We start from the raw sequence: 15,605 nt of genomic DNA on the forward strand, positions 1-15,605 counted from the left end.
GTACATGAATCCGCTGGCCAATACAAAAATGGCAAGCAAAAAGCCGCGCGAGGCGGCTTTAACAAGCGGAATGAAACCGGATCAATCCGGAATGTTGGTGCTCTGAATAAGGCCCGGCAGTTCGACTTTGTTGAATTGATCGAGCTGGTTGAATACGGCCTGCCGTTTGATTTGGTCTTTAGCCTGCTCGAACGTGAGCGTATTGCGGGACTCGACCCGGATAATATGATAGCCGAACTCCGTTTCGACCGGTCTGCTGAGCTTGCCCGGCTCCTGGTCCAACACGGCGTTTTTGAAAGGGAGCACCCATTCCTGGACAGGGGCGTTTTCGTACAAACCTCCGTTTGCACTCGAGCCCGGATCGTCGGAATATTCCTTGGCGAGAGCGGCAAAATCGCCCCCGTCCTTCAGTTTGGCAAGCACATCGTCGGCTCGCTTCTTGGCGTCTTCCTTCGTTCTTGCATTGCCCTTGCTGTCCGTGAGCCCGATCAGGATATGGCGTACGGATGCCGTCGTAAATTGACCGGTGCGGAACTTGATTTCGTAATCGTACAGGTCTTTCAGACGCACGTCGGTAATTTGCGATTCAACGACCTTTTGCGCAGTGACCACCGTTTCGATGTAATGCCGGATATCGTCCGGCGTCAGATTCACCTCGCCAAGCAGCCCGTCAAAATCGGCACCTCCGTTTTGCTGGGTGATCCGGTTTTTAATCTGTTCGTACTGGCTTTCGTATGTATCCTTCAGAGAAGCTTTCAGCGCATCGTCGGCCCGTCCCGCTAAAATTTGATAACCGATCCACTGGTTCAGCATGGTTTTCTTATAACCCTTGACCGTCTCGCGCGGCTTGTTTTCCGGATCAAGCAAGGTCCAGAAGGCGATGTAGTTGTCGAGCTGCCCGGAAGTGACTTGTCCGCCGGTATACTCGGCAACGACGGCGTTCGGAGTTTTGCCGATCCAGATCGTATCGTTCTCGCCGTCCCACGTCACCTGCTTGCCCAGAGCTTCGCTGACAAACCGGATAGGCACGTACGTCGTGCCGTCATACACGATGCTTTGCTGACCGTCCTGCTGCTTGACCTCTTTTCCGTCAAACATGTATTTCAGGTTTTTCAGGGTCACTTCGATTTGCGTAGAGTCGGCAAAAGCAAGCGAGCCTGTCAGCATGACGCCGATCGACATGCCGAGCAGAAGCCCTTTTAATTTGTCATTCACAGTAGTTCCACCCTTCTTTGGTAATCAGCTAATAATTCGACCTAATCCGTGAAAATCCTGCTTTTTTTGTCGTTTAGGTCCGTTTGAGTAAAAAGATTGTGAATTTACGCTGCAAGGAAAGGATTTTTACGTCCGATGTAGTATTTTCACATATAGGAGCGTGCGCACAGTGTCGATGACGTTTCACACAGCTCTCGAAGGGGATGGCCCGATGACAAATTTGATCCCAAGCAGCGAAGATTTGTACTTGTTCCACGAAGGCAGCTTGTACCACAGCTACCGTATGCTCGGCGCTCATTTCATGACGTGGAACGGCATCGCCGGAGTCCGGTTTGCGGTATGGGCTCCGCACGCGAGAGCGGTTCGCGTCGCCGGCGATTTTAACGGCTGGGACGGGCGCAAACATCCAATGGCCAAAGTCAGCACTTGGGGCGTATGGTCGGCGTTTATCCCGGGCGTAAGCGAAGGCCAATATTACAAGTACGAGATTGAAACGGCACAGGGCACGACGATTTGGAAAGCCGACCCTTATGCGTTTTACTCGGAGCTGAAGCCGGGCACCGCTTCGCGGGTTTACGAGCTTGCCGGCTACGAGTGGAACGACGGCGCATGGTTTGAAGCCAAGCGGGAGCGCTCCTCCTACAACAGCCCGATGCTCATTTACGAAGTGCATCTCGGCACGTGGAAAAAGCATCCTGACGGAACCTTCCGCACCTACAGGGAACTGGCCGACGACCTCGTCGCATATGCAGTGGAAATGGGATATACCCATATCGAGCTGCTGCCGCTCGCGGAGCATCCGTACGACCGTTCGTGGGGGTACCAGGCGACCGGGTATTACTCGGTAACGAGCCGGTTCGGCACGCCGAAAGATTTTATGTATTTTGTCGACCGCTGTCATCAAAGCGGGCTCGGCGTCATCATGGACTGGGTGCCCGGCCATTTTGTCAAGGACGATCACGGACTCAGGCTGTTCGACGGGCAGCCGCTTTACGAGCCGGAAGACCCGCGTCTGGCGGACAAGAAAGAATGGGGCACGCTCGCGTTTGATTTTTCCAAACCGGAAGTGGTGTGCTTTCTGATCTCGAACGCCGTGTTCTGGATGGAGCAGTTTCACATCGACGGACTGCGCGTCGATGCGGTCGCCAGCATGCTGTCGCTCAATTTCATGAAGCCGCGCGAGGAATGGATCAAGAATCGTCACGGCGGCGATGAGCATCTCGATGCGATCGCTTTTTTGAAAAAACTGAACGAGACGGTATTCGCTTATTTTCCCGACTGCCTGATGATGGCGGAAGATTCCAGCGATTGGCCGCTCGTTACGACACCGGTTTACACCGGAGGGCTCGGTTTCAATTATAAATGGAACATGGGCTGGATGAACGACATGCTTAAGTATATGGAGGTGGACCCGTATTTCCGCAGGGGAAGCCACCGCAAGCTGACGTTTTCCTTCATGTACACTTACTCCGAAAATTACGTGCTGCCTTTGTCGCATGACGAGGTGGTGCACGGCAAAAAATCCCTTCTGAACAAAATGCCGGGTGACTACTGGCAAAAGTTCGCCAATCTGCGCGCCTTATACGGCTATATGATGGCCCATCCTGGCAAAAAGCTGCTGTTTATGGGCGGCGAGTTCGGTCAATTCGACGAATGGAAAGACCTGGAGGACATCGATTGGGAAATGATCGAGCAGTACGACAGTCACCGGAATATGTTTCAATATACCCGCGATTTAAACCGACTTTACCGCACCGAACCTTCACTTTGGGAGCTTGACCACCGGCCGGAAGGCTTCGAGTGGATCGATCCTCACGATGACCAGCAAAGCATTGTTACCTTCATGAGAAAAGCGAAAGACCCGTCCGATTTTATCGTTTTTGTGTGCAACTTCACTCCGGTCGTGCATCACGGATACCGCATCGGCGTCCCGATGCCCGGCGAGTATATCGAATTTTTTAACAGTGATATGGAAAAATACGGGGGCTCAGGTGTGTGCAATCCAGCCGGGTTGAAGGCGAATAAGCTGCCTTGGCATAATCGTCCCTACAGCATCGAGATGACGATTCCGCCGCTCGGCGCCGTCTGGCTGAAACCCGTCCGCAGCGCGGCTGCATCCGGCACCAAACCGGGGAGGCGCCGCCGGACGGCGGATTGACGCCAAAGTTTGAAATACGGCCATACTCACTCATCCAAAGGGGGCATCAGCAATGCGCAAAAAACAATGCGTGGCCATGCTGCTGGCAGGCGGCGAAGGAAGAAGGCTCGGGCTGCTCACGAAAAATTTGGCGAAGCCTGCGGTTCATTTCGGCGGCAAATACCGGATTATCGATTTTACGCTCAGCAACTGTACGAACTCCGGCATCGATACGGTAGGCGTGCTGACGCAGTACCAGCCGCTTGTGCTGAACACCTACATCGGGATCGGCGCCCCTTGGGATCTTGACCGCAAAAACGGCGGTGTTACCGTGCTTCCTCCGTTTATGGAGCAGCAGGGGGGCAACTGGTATGAAGGGACGGCGAATGCGATTTACCGCAACATTCCGTTTATCGAGCAGTACGACCCGGAATATGTGCTCGTCATTTCGGGGGACCACATCTACAAGATGGATTACGACCGGATGCTCGATTTTCATAAACGCAAGGGCGCCGACGCGTCGATCGCCGTCATTCAGGTGAAATGGGAGGAAGCGAGCCGCTTCGGCATCATGAGCACGGACGACGACGACCGGATTACGGAATTCGCCGAGAAGCCGAAGGAGCCGAAAAGCAACCTCGCTTCGATGGGCATTTATATATTCAATTGGAGCACGCTGAAATCGTACCTGATCAAGGATGAGCAGAACGCGCAGTCGAGCAAGGACTTCGGCAAAGATATCATCCCGCAAATGCTGCGCGACCGCATAGAGCTGTTCGCTTATCCGTTCCAGGGCTACTGGAAAGACGTCGGCACGATCGAAAGCTTATGGGAAGCGAATATGGACCTGCTCGAAAACGATCCCGAGTTTAATTTGAACGACCGCAGCTGGCGCATATATTCGGTCAACTACGCTCAGCCCGGCCAATATATCGCTCCTACCGCGCAGGTGCGCAAATCGCTGGTCAACGAAGGCTGCTGCGTATTCGGCGAGGTGGACCACTCGGTACTATTTTACGGAGTGCAGACGGGAGAGGGCAGCTTAATCAAGGACTCGGTCATCATGCCGAACGTAAGAATCGGCAGCCATGTCCGCATTTATAAGGCGATCATCGGAGAAGGGACGGTCATCGAGGACGGCGTTACCATCGGCCACCCGGAAGGCAGTCAAGACATCACGTTGATCGGCAGCAACGAAACAATCAGCTTGACGACGATGAAAGGGTGACGGCGGATGAAACGGATGATGGGCGTTATCAACTTGGTTAACGAACCGGATGATTTGGAAGAATTGACCTATTACCGCTGCGTGGCTTCAGTGCCGTTCGGCGCGAGATACAGGCTGATCGATTTTGCGCTTTCCAGCATGGTGAATTCCGGCATCGAAAACGTAGCCGTGTTCACACAGCATAAATACCGCTCGCTGATGGATCATCTCGGCTCCGGCAAGGAATGGGATCTCGACCGCAAAAGAGGGGGGCTTTTCATCCTGCCGGCAGTACTGCACGAGACGACCGGCATGGCGCGAGGCGATTTGTTCCAGTTTTACAGCCATCGCGACTACTTTTACCGGGGACCGGAGGAATACGTCGTCATCTCGCGCAGCCACCTGGTGTGCAACATCGATTTCAACGCCGTGCTTGAATACCATATGGAGAAAGAAGCGGATATTACCGTCGTGTACAAGCGGGCGGATCACGAGGAGCTGGCCAAATTCCGCCGGCTGGCGGTGAAGGAAAGCGGCCAGGTGACCGTGATCGAGGAAAATACCGGCCGCCTGCGCACCGACAACATTTCGATGGAAATGTTCGTAATGAAAAAAGAGCTGCTGCTCGATATGGTCGAATCGTGCCTCGCCCAAGGATACGATCATCTCGTTCGGGACGGCATCATGAAAAATATCGACCGGCTGAGCGTTTACGGGTATTTGCACGAAGGGTATGCTGGAGTAGTGAATACGATTCAAAGTTATTACAAGCACAGCATGCAGCTGCTGAATCCGAACATTTGGCGCGAGCTGTTCTTCCGGCAAAATCTGATTTACACGAAGGTCAAAGACGAGCCGCCGGCTAAATACTTGGACAATGCTATCGCCAAAAACTCGCTGATCGCCAACGGCTGCGTCATCGAAGGAAAAGTCGAAAACAGCATCCTGTTCAGGGGCGTCAAAATCCGCAAAGGCGCCTACGTGAAAAACAGCATCATCCTGCAAAACTGCGAGATCGAGGAAAACGTCATCATCGAAAACGCAATCCTCGACAAGGATGTATTCATCAGCCGCGGACGCGTGCTGACCGGCGACAACAAAGCGCCGTTTATCGCCTCCAAAACGAAAGTGATCTGAACAAGCGGTTCTTCAGTGTATAAGCTCTCATTGACTTTACTATAGAGAAAAAATGCCGGTCGCTTCGGCCTTTGAGGTTTTGCCGTTTCTTTCGTGGCCTTCCCGGAACGCGGGTCGGCGGGTTTTGGTTTGAGACTGTGTGCATTTCATGGGCGATGATAGTTACCTGGGGATGTCCTGGAGAGCGAAAGCGAGTTCCCTTTGAAAAAATGGTTCAACTTCTAGCCGTTTCAATATGAGAACCATTTTTTCAAGAGGAACCGAAAGGATATCCCCTGCACCCAAGACACACGCCTATGAAACGCACCGCTCCCCCGAACAACCCGCAATTTCCGCTTCCTCGAACCGCCGCGGCAGGGCATAACCTCAACGAATCGAAACGCTCGGCAACAAATAAAAGGAGTGGATAAACGCCATGAAAGTGTTGTTTGCGGCATCGGAAGCTGTACCTTTTGCAAAAACGGGAGGGCTGGCCGACGTCATCGGTTCTCTGCCGAAGGAGTTGGCCAAGCTGGGGACGGACGTGCGGGTCATCCTGCCGAATTACGAGGACGTGCCCGCAGTTTACAAGGAGCAGATGGAAACCGTTGCTACGTTCAACCTGACGATGGGGTGGCGGAACCTGTACTGCGGCATTTTACAGCTCGTTCATGACGGCATCACCTTTTATTTTATCGACAACGAATATTACTACCGGCGCAAAGGCTGCTACGGCTACGGGGACGACGCCGAACGGTTCGCGTACTTTTGCCGGGCGGTGCTTGACGCGCTGCCGTACATCGATTTTATGCCTGACATCATTCACTGCCACGATTGGCAGACAGGGATGATTCCTGTTCTGCTGCGGGCGCACTTCAGCTGGCAGGAGCCGTACAAACATATCAAGACGATGATGACGATACATAATTTGATGTACCAAGGAGTTTTTGCCAAGGAGATGTTTGAGGATTTCTTCGCGCTCGGGGAGGAGCATTTTTCGGGGTATGCGCTGGAAATGCACGGAGGGGCGAGCTTTTTGAAGGGCGGGCTGCTGTACTCCGATGTGATCACGACGGTCAGCCCGACGTATGCCTCCGAAATCCAGATGCCGTTTTACGGCGAAAACATGGACAGCCTGCTGCGCAGCCAAAGCCACCGGCTGTACGGCATCGTCAACGGGATCGATTACGACGAATTCGACCCGATGACGGATCCGCGCGTCGATGTCAATTATCGCGATTCATTCGCCAAAAAGCAGCAAAACAAACTGCTCTTGCAGGAACGGCTCGGTCTCCCCATCCGCAAGGAGGTGCCGCTGATCGCGCTCGTAACCCGGCTTGTCGAGCAAAAGGGCATCGATCTTATTGACCACGTAATCGAGCAGCTTCTTGCGCTGGAGGCGCAGTGGGTCGTGCTCGGCACCGGCGAGCAGCGGTTCGAGCGGCTGTTTCAGTGGGCTGCGGACCGGTATCCGGACAAGCTGTCGGCGAACATTTTGTTTGACGAGACGCTCGCCCGGAAAATATATGCCGGCTCCGATCTGTTCCTGATGCCGTCCAAATTCGAGCCGTGCGGCATCGGCCAGCTGATTGCGATGCGCTACCGCTCCGTGCCGATCGTCCGCGAAACCGGAGGGCTGTGCGACACGGTGCAGGCTTACAATGAAGAAACCGGCGAAGGCACCGGGTTCAGCTTCAGCTACTACAACGCTCACGACATGCTGTATACGGTCGAACGCGCCGTGCGGATTTATTCCAATGCCGAGGCGTGGGCTGCCATTTTAAACAACATCAAGAAAAAAGACTTCAGCTGGCGCAAATCGGCAGCGGCTTATGCGGTGTTATACGACAAGCTGGTAAAGGGAACTTAGCGCCCCGGGCTCTTTACGGCTTTTCGGCATCGAAATAGTTCGCCGGCTGGTTAAAGGTTCGGTTAATCGTCAATAACGTATGAATCACTTCGAAAAACTCGGATTCGTTTAAGTGCAGCGATGCGGCCTCGGCGGCGGGCTGCGCTTTTTTTATTCGCAGCAGCACCGATTTGCGGCTCTGATCCGCCTGAATTTCCAAATGTTCTCGATTTAGGACACTTTCCCACATCGTAGCGACACCTCTTTCTGGTCAATCGTTATGCCTCTTAAGTATATGGACAGCATTGTAGTTTATGACAAAATAAATTGTAACAATTGACAACAATGCCCTCGAAACATCGGATCTTTCCATCCCGGAATACGCTCTGCCGAATCGGGAAAAATAAACCAAAAAAGAAGGCAGGGTATACGATGAATCGACTTGGTTTGTTATGGCTCATGTGTGTCTTATGGCTTGCTGCTTGCGGCTCAGGCGGATCGGAAGGCGGTGGCCAGGCGGCTACTCAGAAGCAGCAGTCTGCGACTCAGCAAGGCGGAGCGGGAGGAGAGCAAGGCGGAATCATCGACCACGAAGCGCAGTTTCATTTGAAGACGCTGCAGGAAATCCAAGATTACAAGCTTAAGCAGCAGGAAGAGATCGACAAGGCGACACAGAAGAAGTTGAAGCAAAGCGAGCAGGGGGAGGGCCAAAAGAAGAAAGACAAGCAAGCGGACGACCAAGGACAGGATCAGAAGTCGGGAAATAAAACGGATCAGAACGACGACCGGAAAAAAGGTACGGAAGATAAGCAGGAGGAGCAAGGGCAGGATGAAGGTCAAGACAACGACGAGCTTGATGGACACGGGCAAGGACAAGAAATGGACCAAGGCGGCGACAGCGGGGACGATCAGAACAAGAAGAAGAATAAAGAGGACGACGACACCGAATAACGTACCATCCGATTACGGCACCGGCTTGTTTCCGGTGTTTTTCTTTTTTTTCGTGTGCAGATAAAAGCGCTTTGAATAATGTATTAGGAACGCTTCTTAGGCAAAGGAGAATTGCAGTGGAAGACACGCGCAGGGTGCGCAAAGCGATATTTTTATCGGCCGTCGTCGCTCAGTCGCTTGAGCAGTACAAGACAAAGGGGACGTTCGTGCTGCCTCGCGGGTACCGGCTTGTCGCCGAGATGGGAGAAGAACGGTTTCCTTATCTCGGGTTCATCATCCATTCCAAAGAGAAGGTGATTGTAGCATTCCGGGGAACGGAAAACTTAAACGACCTGCTCTCCGATTTCGACTGGGAGCAGGTGCCGTATCCATATATTCGCAAAGGCGGACATACGCATAAGGGGTTTACCGAGCTGTATGCCCGTGCGGTCAGAAACAAGCTGCTGCGCCGGCTGGGCAGACTGGCTGCCGGGGGCAGGCAGCTTGTCCTTGCCGGCCACAGCTCGGGAGGCGCACTCGCCACGTTGTGCGCTCCCGATATTGCGGCTCACACGGCGTTCCGCCGTCCTTCGGTCGTTACGTTCGGTTCACCGAGAGTGGGCGATTCCGCATTTGTCGCGGCGTTTCGCCGTTCGGTCGGCGAATCGATCCGCATCTTCAACGAAAACGACGTCGTGCCTCTTTTTCCTCCGTCCTTCGGCCAATATGATTATCAACACGTGCATGCGGTACTGACGGTAAGATTTCAGGCCGGCAATCCGCTCGACAATCATAAAATCCGCGCATATTACCGCGGTCTGGCGTCCCTGCTGCCATCCTATGCCGGCAGACTGTGCAGGAGAAATCCCGGCTTTTGTCCGGAATCTTCGGCAGGGTCCAGGTAAATGATGGATTGAACCTTCACGCGGATGCCAATTTGGCCCTGCTTGCTATGTACGGTTGCGGCAAAGCCTGCATTCAGGCTATAATGATCATGACAAGGGAGGTCGGTAGAAATGGCAAATCAATTTGCCGGAACTTGTAACGGCTCATGCAAAGCCTGATGTTAGGGCGATACTTTGCATGAGGCGGTTATTTTAATATAGTCGCCCGAGTAAGCTTATATCGTTTCTAATAATGGGCTTTGCACCTTATTTTCCATCCATTCAAAATAAGGGGCTGACAAGCGATGAACCAACCATTTATTAGAAACCATCAATATAATTTGATCAAAAAACAGGCCGATCTGCTGCAAAAAACTTGCAGCACGGTATCCGATCCGAAAGTAGTGGAATCGGTAAGGTACAGCGCTCAGGTCAAAATTGTCGAATCGTTCGCAGACTCAACGGAGCTGCAGAGGCAGATGCTGGAGCGGATGGCGGGGCTCAATTCGCCGGGAGAATTCCAGCACTATTTGCAGTCGCTCGAGCCGTATATGACGGAGTTTCCGCGTGTGACGGAGAAGCAGCTTATGAAGCTGTTTCCGAAAAATAAAAAGTTAAAGGTTCCCGATTTGGCCGCAATCGATTACCGGTATTTGACTTATCTCGGATGGACCGATATCGCCACGAATAAGCTGTTCCTGGTTTATCATCTGGACGGGAAGCCTGTAGGGGTGGAGGGAAGATTTACCCCGACCAACAAGAAAAGCTTGTGTTTCTTGTGCAACCGTCATGAAGAGGCAGCTTTGTTTACGGCCGTCACCAAATCAAGACCGGCCAACGCTTCGCCCGATTACTATAAAGCGATCGGCAACTATTTGTGCGTGAACAGCGAATCCTGCAACAAAAACATTACGGATGTCGCCGCTCTCGAGAGGTTTATTCATGCGGTTATCGGGTAACCGAGCTCATATAGATTGACTGGAGGCTGCCGTAACCGGCGGCCTCTTAACTATTTTGTCGGAAGTATAAATAAGGCGATGTTCAAAGTTCGCCCCCTTCCAAAATCATGGAAGCGGCGCGACACGCACTCATAATGCTGGCATTTGCCAATTGAGCTTCATTTCCAACCCAATCTCCGGCAACGTAGAGGTGCGGCGTACCCGGAACTTGGGGACCGAACCGGCCGGCGAGACCGCCGCGTTTGGCCTGTATGATATCGCCGGCCACCATCATGCTCGGAAGGAACTGCTCCTCGACGATCAGGTCGCGCCAGCCGGGCTGAAGCGAATCCATCCAGGTGCGCAGTTCTTCACGGACAGCCGCATGATGGATCGTTTCCCCGGGCCGGACATATTTCATAAGGTGGACTACAGCTCCTTCGTCAGGAGCCAACCTGGCGGCATCGGAATGAGCGGAATAGTAATAAGGAGTATCGAATCCGAGCACAAACGGCTGTTCCGGATTAGGCAAATGCCTCAAGGCCACATTCAAAGCCGACGCGTAAATGGGTATCGTTTCCGTCGCCCAATTTCGAAGTTCCGGAAAGTCGGTTTCTTCCAGCAAATTTAACACAGCAGCGGGAGGAACCGCCAATATCACGAAAGAGACCGGATGGGGAGAACCTTCAGATAATAACAGGCTGTACCCATGCGCCGTCTCATGAATTCGGTTTACTTTGGAGCTAAGCGCTATTCGGACACCCGCCTCCCTTGCGGCTTGTTCCAGGCCGGAAATGAGCGTACCCCAGCCGTCATCCAAGTACCATACCTCCGGCATCGTGCGTAAAAGACTCAGAAACAACTCCGCATCAAACAGATCGGCAGCGGAACTGTAAGTAAGAAGCCGCAGGGCACCTTCCACAAATAATCGTGTATCGGGATGTGAAATGGAGCAGTCTTCCATCCATTCGGCTACGGATTTCCCACGCCATTTTGCGGTATCCGTCTGCTGTACACCGGAAAGAAGATTCAAAATTTCCTTTTTCGCGTCTTCCTCCAACACTTCATTATGCAAAATAAAAGGGACTGTGTTCGGCAGTTTGCCTAATTTTCCTTTAAGCTCCATAAGCTGTTTCGAGCGATCCGGTGTTCGACCGGTATAATTGACGCCGATATTTTCGAGGACGGACTTCACGTTTTCTTCCAGATAAAACGAATGGGGGCCCAGATTGAAACGAAAGCCGCCCACATCTTTCGTCGCTCCTCGTCCGCCAAGTACGCTTGACCGTTCGAATAGCGTGACGGAGCAGCCGGCTCTTGCCAATAATACGGAAGCGGTTAAACCGGCCAAACCTCCTCCAACCACCGCGATTTCTTTTTTTGCCATGTCGATCTCCTCTTTTCGATAATTTAATATGGGATAAGATGATGCCCAATTGTCAACGGGTGTTGACAATGTTTATTGTAAAATACCCAATATTTACATGTCAACATGTGTTGACATATTTTTGTGTTAAAATGATGTTATGCTGCGTGGAATCATCCATAACTGAAGATCGAAAGGTGAATACGAAAAGATGAGTGAATCGAAACATACGACCCGCAAAAATACCCGCGATTCCGAAGCTACGCGCCAGCAGATTCTTTTGGCGGCGCGCGCTTTGTTTTCGCAGGACAGCTACGAGAGGGTAACCGTGCGAAAAATCGCCGCCAGAGCCGGCATTGACGCCGCCTTGGTCATCCGGTATTTCGGATCGAAGGAAGAGCTTTTTCTAAGCGCTCTGACAAGCGTCGGCATATGCCCATCCTCCGTTTTCGAGGGGGAATTATCGGCTTTGGGAGCGAGGCTGCTCAATTCGCAAGTGCCGGAATGGGACAAACACGATCCGAACGATCCCATGCTGATCATCATGCGTACGCTGGCCAATCCCGACGCCGCTTCGTCGCTTCGCAAGCTGCTTGATCAAGATATCGTTCAGCCGATGGCGCAGAAAATTGCAGCACCTGACCGGGAGCTCAGAGCGGAGCTTGTCGTATCCCAGCTCATCGGCCTGGCGGTTGTGCGCAATTTGCTGCGCAGCGAGGCGCTTTCCGCGGTTCCTCTCGAGCAGCTGATCGGGATGATGAATCCCGTATTTCAATATTATTTGGGTGGAAAAACACCTGCTTCGGAGAGCACCGGCGAGCCCGCTCAATAAAGGAGGATTGAAACGGATGGGAAATGGAAATAGGACGGAAGTGTACTGGACATCGTTTAGGCATCCTGTATTGCAAAATCGAACGCTTTACCTGGCGGCGACAGATCGGGGGGTATGCCGGATCACACTGCCGAACGAATCATTTGAAACACTGCAATCGTGGGCGAATAAAAAAATACCGAACCCCGTATTGATCGAGGAGTGCGTTCGTTTGTCCGAATATATCAAGCAATTGTCCGAATACTTCGACGGGCATCGGGAAGCGTTCGACTTCCCCTTGGATTTGCGCGGCACCGCTTTTCAAACAAATGTGTGGGGAGCTTTAACCCGGATACCGTATGGGGAGGTTCGGAGTTATTCGGATATCGCGGAGGCGGTCGGAAGTCCGGAAGCCGTACGGGCTGTGGGCACAGCGAACGGGGCCAATCCGGTACCGATCGTCGTTCCGTGCCACCGGGTCATCGGCAAAAGTTCTGCATTGACGGGGTTCAGAGGCGGTTTACAGGTGAAAACGGCGCTGCTTCATTTGGAAGGGTTTCGCGATTTTATTCCGCAAGGACATGCTCGGTTCAGGTTTTGACCGAGCGGCGTTGGAGCGGCAAAGATTGCTTGCCAATTGCGTATAATTGCGGAACGAAGAAAAGTCAAGTATACTATAATAGCTATTGATCGATCACTAATGAAGATAAAGGCGGGATAACATGTCCAAAAACGAGACGGCTTCGGTCAACCGCAAAGCGGAGATCATTTCAGCGGCAATCGAAATATTTGCCGAAATCGGCTACTACCGGGCCACTACGGCGCAAGTAGCGGAGCGGGCGAAAATATCGCAGCCGTATATTTTTCGTTTTTTTCCTACCAAGGAAGCTTTACTGCTGGCTGCTTTGGAGGTTTCTTGGGAGAGGATCATCCAATCGTTTAAGCGGGTTGTGGAGTCCGCGCCTGCGGATCAGTTGGAAGGACGATTGATCGAAGCGTACGAGGGGATTTTGGCTGAGCATAACAACGAGATTTTACTGCAAATGCAAGCTCAGACTATTCAAGCGGATGTCATTCGCGATGCGATGCAAGCCGGATTTCGGGAGGTTCGCCAAATCGTGCTCGAAGCATTTCGACATGCCGGAATTGCGAAACCGGAAGAGCGTACTTTGTTATTTTTGGCCAGGGGTATGCTGTGCAACATTTCGATGGCACTGGGCTTGCCGGAGCTGATGGAAGAGTAACGGGAGGGCTCGAAAAATTTTTTTCGAAAATAGTTATTGACTAATCACTAACAAACAGGTATGATTTGATCATGAAATGATTGATTGATTACTAACTAATGAATGGAGTGGCGAAAATGAAAAAAGCAATCGTGGTTGGCGCAACAGGCGGAACCGGTGCGGCTGTGACGGCCGAATTGATTAAGCGGGGGGTGGAAACCATCGCGTTTGGGCGCTCGCGCACCAAACTGGAGCAGCTGGCGCTTCAGCTCGGGAATCCCGAACATTTGTCGCTCGCCGTCGGTGACGCTTTTCGATCTCAAGACATCGAGGCTGCAGCCGAAGGGGCTGACGTTTTATTTCATTGCGCGAACGTGCCGTATCATGAGATGGTCAGCAAGCTGCTCCCTCTCGGGGAAGCGGTCATGGAAGCGGCCCGGCGGCGAAACTTGAAAGTTGTTGCGATTGACGGCATTTATCCTTATGGCAGAAGGCAGATGGACAAAGTGACGGAAGAGCACCCCAAGCAGCCGCATACGAAAAAAGGGAAAACTCGGCTGGCCTTCGAACGGATGTTGTTTAGCGATCGTTGGCGCGACGTACGGCCGATGATCGTTCGTCTGCCGGATTATTACGGGCCTACCGCTAACGAAGCATCTTACCTTGGATCGACACTCGAGGCGATTGCGGCCGGCAAGCTGGCGTTTTTTATCGGCAATATGCATGTCCCCCGCGAATATGTCTACTTGCCCGACGCTGCAAAAATGATCGTCGAGCTGGCATACCGGGAAGATGCGTATGGGCAGAACTGGAACATTCCCGGCGCCGGGATCATCTCGGGGCGGGAGATCGTGCGCCTCGCCCGGAAAGCGAGCGGTCATACGAAACCCGTCATTCCTCTTGGCAGAGTCGGGTTGTCATTGCTCGGTATGTTTGTGCCCGTCATGAAGGAGATTATCGAGATGCTGTACTTGACCGAAGAACCTTTGACACTCAGCGGCGAGAAATATCGGAGACAGATCGGTCCGATAGTTGCGACGGATTTTGAAGAAGGCATTACCGAAACGATTCGCTCAATAATGAATCGAAAGTAAGGATGAATTGCGCACTTATGTAATTGATTAATCACTAAATACATCTTATAAAACCATTGTTAAGATATTTTTCATTAATTTTTATGCTTTCGTTCAGATTTCCTTTTGGTTTCCGCCAGTTTGTCGGGTTATACTGTAGGTAAGAAACGACAATTTTGATATGGCAAGGGGCCGAAAATGAATCTGATCTACGTGGTGGAGCAACTGTTTCAGCAATACGGATATTTCGTGCTGCTTCTCGGAATACCTTTGGATTTTATCGCGCTGCCGATTCCTCCGGGGAACAGTACGCTCACTTACACCGGGTACTTGGCTTACAAAGGCGTGCTTCAACCGCTGCCGGCTTTTTTGGCCGCTTTGGCGGGGGCTTTGCTGGGCGTTACGATTACGTACTGGATCGGCTACAAGCTGGGCATGCCTTTGATTGAGCGTTATGGCGGCTGGATGTCCATAACCCCATCGTTGGTGCAGAAGACGCGCCGTTATTATGACAAATACGGAGACAAGCTGCTGCTCGCCGGTTTTTTCATTCCAGGGGTTCGACAATTTATCGGGTATTTCGTCGGCATTATTCGCGTTCCTTATCGGACCGTTCTCATTTATGCATACGCGGGATGCTGTCTGTGGGTCGTCGCTTTTTTTGCGCTAGGTTATGGGTTCGGCGAGCAGTGGCAGCAGGTTTTTATATTGGTGGAGCGTTATTTGAAATTGTTGTTTATCGGACTCGGGTGCCTTGTGGCAAGCTTGATTTTGAGAAAGTGGGTTATGCGCCTTGTCAAGCAGAGATAGATAAACCAGGATTCGGTTGACAAAATCAACTCAGCTGAGGGACAAT

General features: G+C 52.2%; 15 protein-coding genes. 12 read left to right on the forward strand and 3 right to left on the reverse strand.

What is annotated here, in order from left to right; genetic code table 11:
- Positions 1 to 81: 81 nt before the first annotated feature.
- Positions 82 to 1,215 carry a peptidylprolyl isomerase gene (locus MYS68_RS08995; protein ID WP_248925512.1) on the reverse strand — a complete coding sequence of 378 codons (1,134 nt, stop codon included), beginning with the start codon at positions 1,213 to 1,215 and terminating at the stop codon, positions 82 to 84.
- 211 nt (positions 1,216 to 1,426) lie between these two features.
- On the opposite strand from MYS68_RS08995, the gene glgB reads away from it, so the two are divergent.
- The 4 genes from glgB to glgA all read left to right on the forward strand — a co-directional run bounded on the left by glgB (position 1,427) and on the right by glgA (position 7,545).
- Positions 1,427 to 3,373, forward strand: a complete 1,947-nt coding sequence (gene glgB, locus MYS68_RS09000) for a 1,4-alpha-glucan branching protein GlgB (RefSeq protein WP_248925513.1) — start codon at positions 1,427 to 1,429, stop codon at positions 3,371 to 3,373.
- Between the two features lie 52 nt (positions 3,374 to 3,425).
- Positions 3,426 to 4,580, forward strand: coding sequence for a glucose-1-phosphate adenylyltransferase (locus MYS68_RS09005; RefSeq protein WP_248925514.1), 1,155 nt, complete (start codon positions 3,426 to 3,428; stop codon positions 4,578 to 4,580).
- Between the two features lie 6 nt (positions 4,581 to 4,586).
- The gene (glgD, locus tag MYS68_RS09010; RefSeq protein WP_248925515.1) at positions 4,587 to 5,696 is read left to right on the forward strand and encodes a glucose-1-phosphate adenylyltransferase subunit GlgD; all 1,110 of its coding nucleotides are present in this window, start codon (positions 4,587 to 4,589) and stop codon (positions 5,694 to 5,696) included.
- 415 nt (positions 5,697 to 6,111) lie between these two features.
- Positions 6,112 to 7,545: a glycogen synthase GlgA gene (glgA, locus tag MYS68_RS09015; RefSeq protein ID WP_248925516.1), complete on the forward strand. Its 1,434-nt coding sequence runs from the start codon at positions 6,112 to 6,114 to the stop codon at positions 7,543 to 7,545.
- 13 nt (positions 7,546 to 7,558) lie between these two features.
- Here the strand turns inward: glgA and MYS68_RS09020 are convergent, their stop codons facing one another.
- Positions 7,559 to 7,774: a hypothetical protein gene (locus MYS68_RS09020; RefSeq protein WP_248925517.1), complete on the reverse strand. Its 216-nt coding sequence runs from the start codon at positions 7,772 to 7,774 to the stop codon at positions 7,559 to 7,561.
- A 182-nt stretch (positions 7,775 to 7,956) separates the two neighbouring features.
- Between MYS68_RS09020 and MYS68_RS09025 the strand changes: the two genes are divergently transcribed.
- The 3 genes from MYS68_RS09025 (at position 7,957) to MYS68_RS09035 (ending at position 10,297) form a co-directional block, all read left to right on the forward strand.
- Positions 7,957 to 8,475 (forward strand): hypothetical protein, encoded by a 519-nt coding sequence (locus MYS68_RS09025; protein WP_248925518.1) that lies wholly within the window; start codon positions 7,957 to 7,959, stop codon positions 8,473 to 8,475.
- A 116-nt stretch (positions 8,476 to 8,591) separates the two neighbouring features.
- The gene (locus tag MYS68_RS09030) at positions 8,592 to 9,359 is read left to right on the forward strand and encodes a lipase family protein (RefSeq protein ID WP_248925519.1); all 768 of its coding nucleotides are present in this window, start codon (positions 8,592 to 8,594) and stop codon (positions 9,357 to 9,359) included.
- Positions 9,360 to 9,643: 284 nt separating this feature from the next.
- Positions 9,644 to 10,297 (forward strand): FusB/FusC family EF-G-binding protein, encoded by a 654-nt coding sequence (locus MYS68_RS09035; protein WP_248925520.1) that lies wholly within the window; start codon positions 9,644 to 9,646, stop codon positions 10,295 to 10,297.
- A gap of 82 nt (positions 10,298 to 10,379) precedes the next feature.
- On the opposite strand, the gene MYS68_RS09040 is transcribed toward MYS68_RS09035, so the two are convergent.
- Complete coding sequence (locus MYS68_RS09040) at positions 10,380 to 11,732, reverse strand: phytoene desaturase family protein (protein WP_275983452.1); 1,353 nt, start codon at positions 11,730 to 11,732, stop codon at positions 10,380 to 10,382.
- Between the two features lie 121 nt (positions 11,733 to 11,853).
- Here MYS68_RS09040 and MYS68_RS09045 point away from each other — a divergent pair, with 121 nt between their 5' ends.
- The 5 genes from MYS68_RS09045 (at position 11,854) to MYS68_RS09065 (ending at position 15,559) form a co-directional block, all read left to right on the forward strand.
- Positions 11,854 to 12,474 carry a TetR/AcrR family transcriptional regulator gene (locus MYS68_RS09045; RefSeq protein WP_248925522.1) on the forward strand — a complete coding sequence of 207 codons (621 nt, stop codon included), beginning with the start codon at positions 11,854 to 11,856 and terminating at the stop codon, positions 12,472 to 12,474.
- Between the two features lie 16 nt (positions 12,475 to 12,490).
- Positions 12,491 to 13,054: a methylated-DNA--[protein]-cysteine S-methyltransferase gene (locus MYS68_RS09050; protein ID WP_248925523.1), complete on the forward strand. Its 564-nt coding sequence runs from the start codon at positions 12,491 to 12,493 to the stop codon at positions 13,052 to 13,054.
- A gap of 121 nt (positions 13,055 to 13,175) precedes the next feature.
- Positions 13,176 to 13,697, forward strand: coding sequence for a TetR/AcrR family transcriptional regulator (locus MYS68_RS09055; RefSeq protein WP_248925524.1), 522 nt, complete (start codon positions 13,176 to 13,178; stop codon positions 13,695 to 13,697).
- Between the two features lie 116 nt (positions 13,698 to 13,813).
- On the forward strand, positions 13,814 to 14,770 hold the full coding sequence (locus MYS68_RS09060) for an SDR family NAD(P)-dependent oxidoreductase (protein ID WP_248925525.1): 957 nt from the start codon (positions 13,814 to 13,816) through the stop codon (positions 14,768 to 14,770).
- A 177-nt stretch (positions 14,771 to 14,947) separates the two neighbouring features.
- Positions 14,948 to 15,559, forward strand: a complete 612-nt coding sequence (locus tag MYS68_RS09065; RefSeq protein WP_248925526.1) for a DedA family protein — start codon at positions 14,948 to 14,950, stop codon at positions 15,557 to 15,559.
- The last annotated feature ends 46 nt before the right edge of the window (positions 15,560 to 15,605 follow it).

This window comes from Paenibacillus hamazuiensis, from assembly GCF_023276405.1.
GTDB classification, from domain to species: domain Bacteria; phylum Bacillota; class Bacilli; order Paenibacillales; family NBRC-103111; genus Paenibacillus_AF; species Paenibacillus_AF hamazuiensis.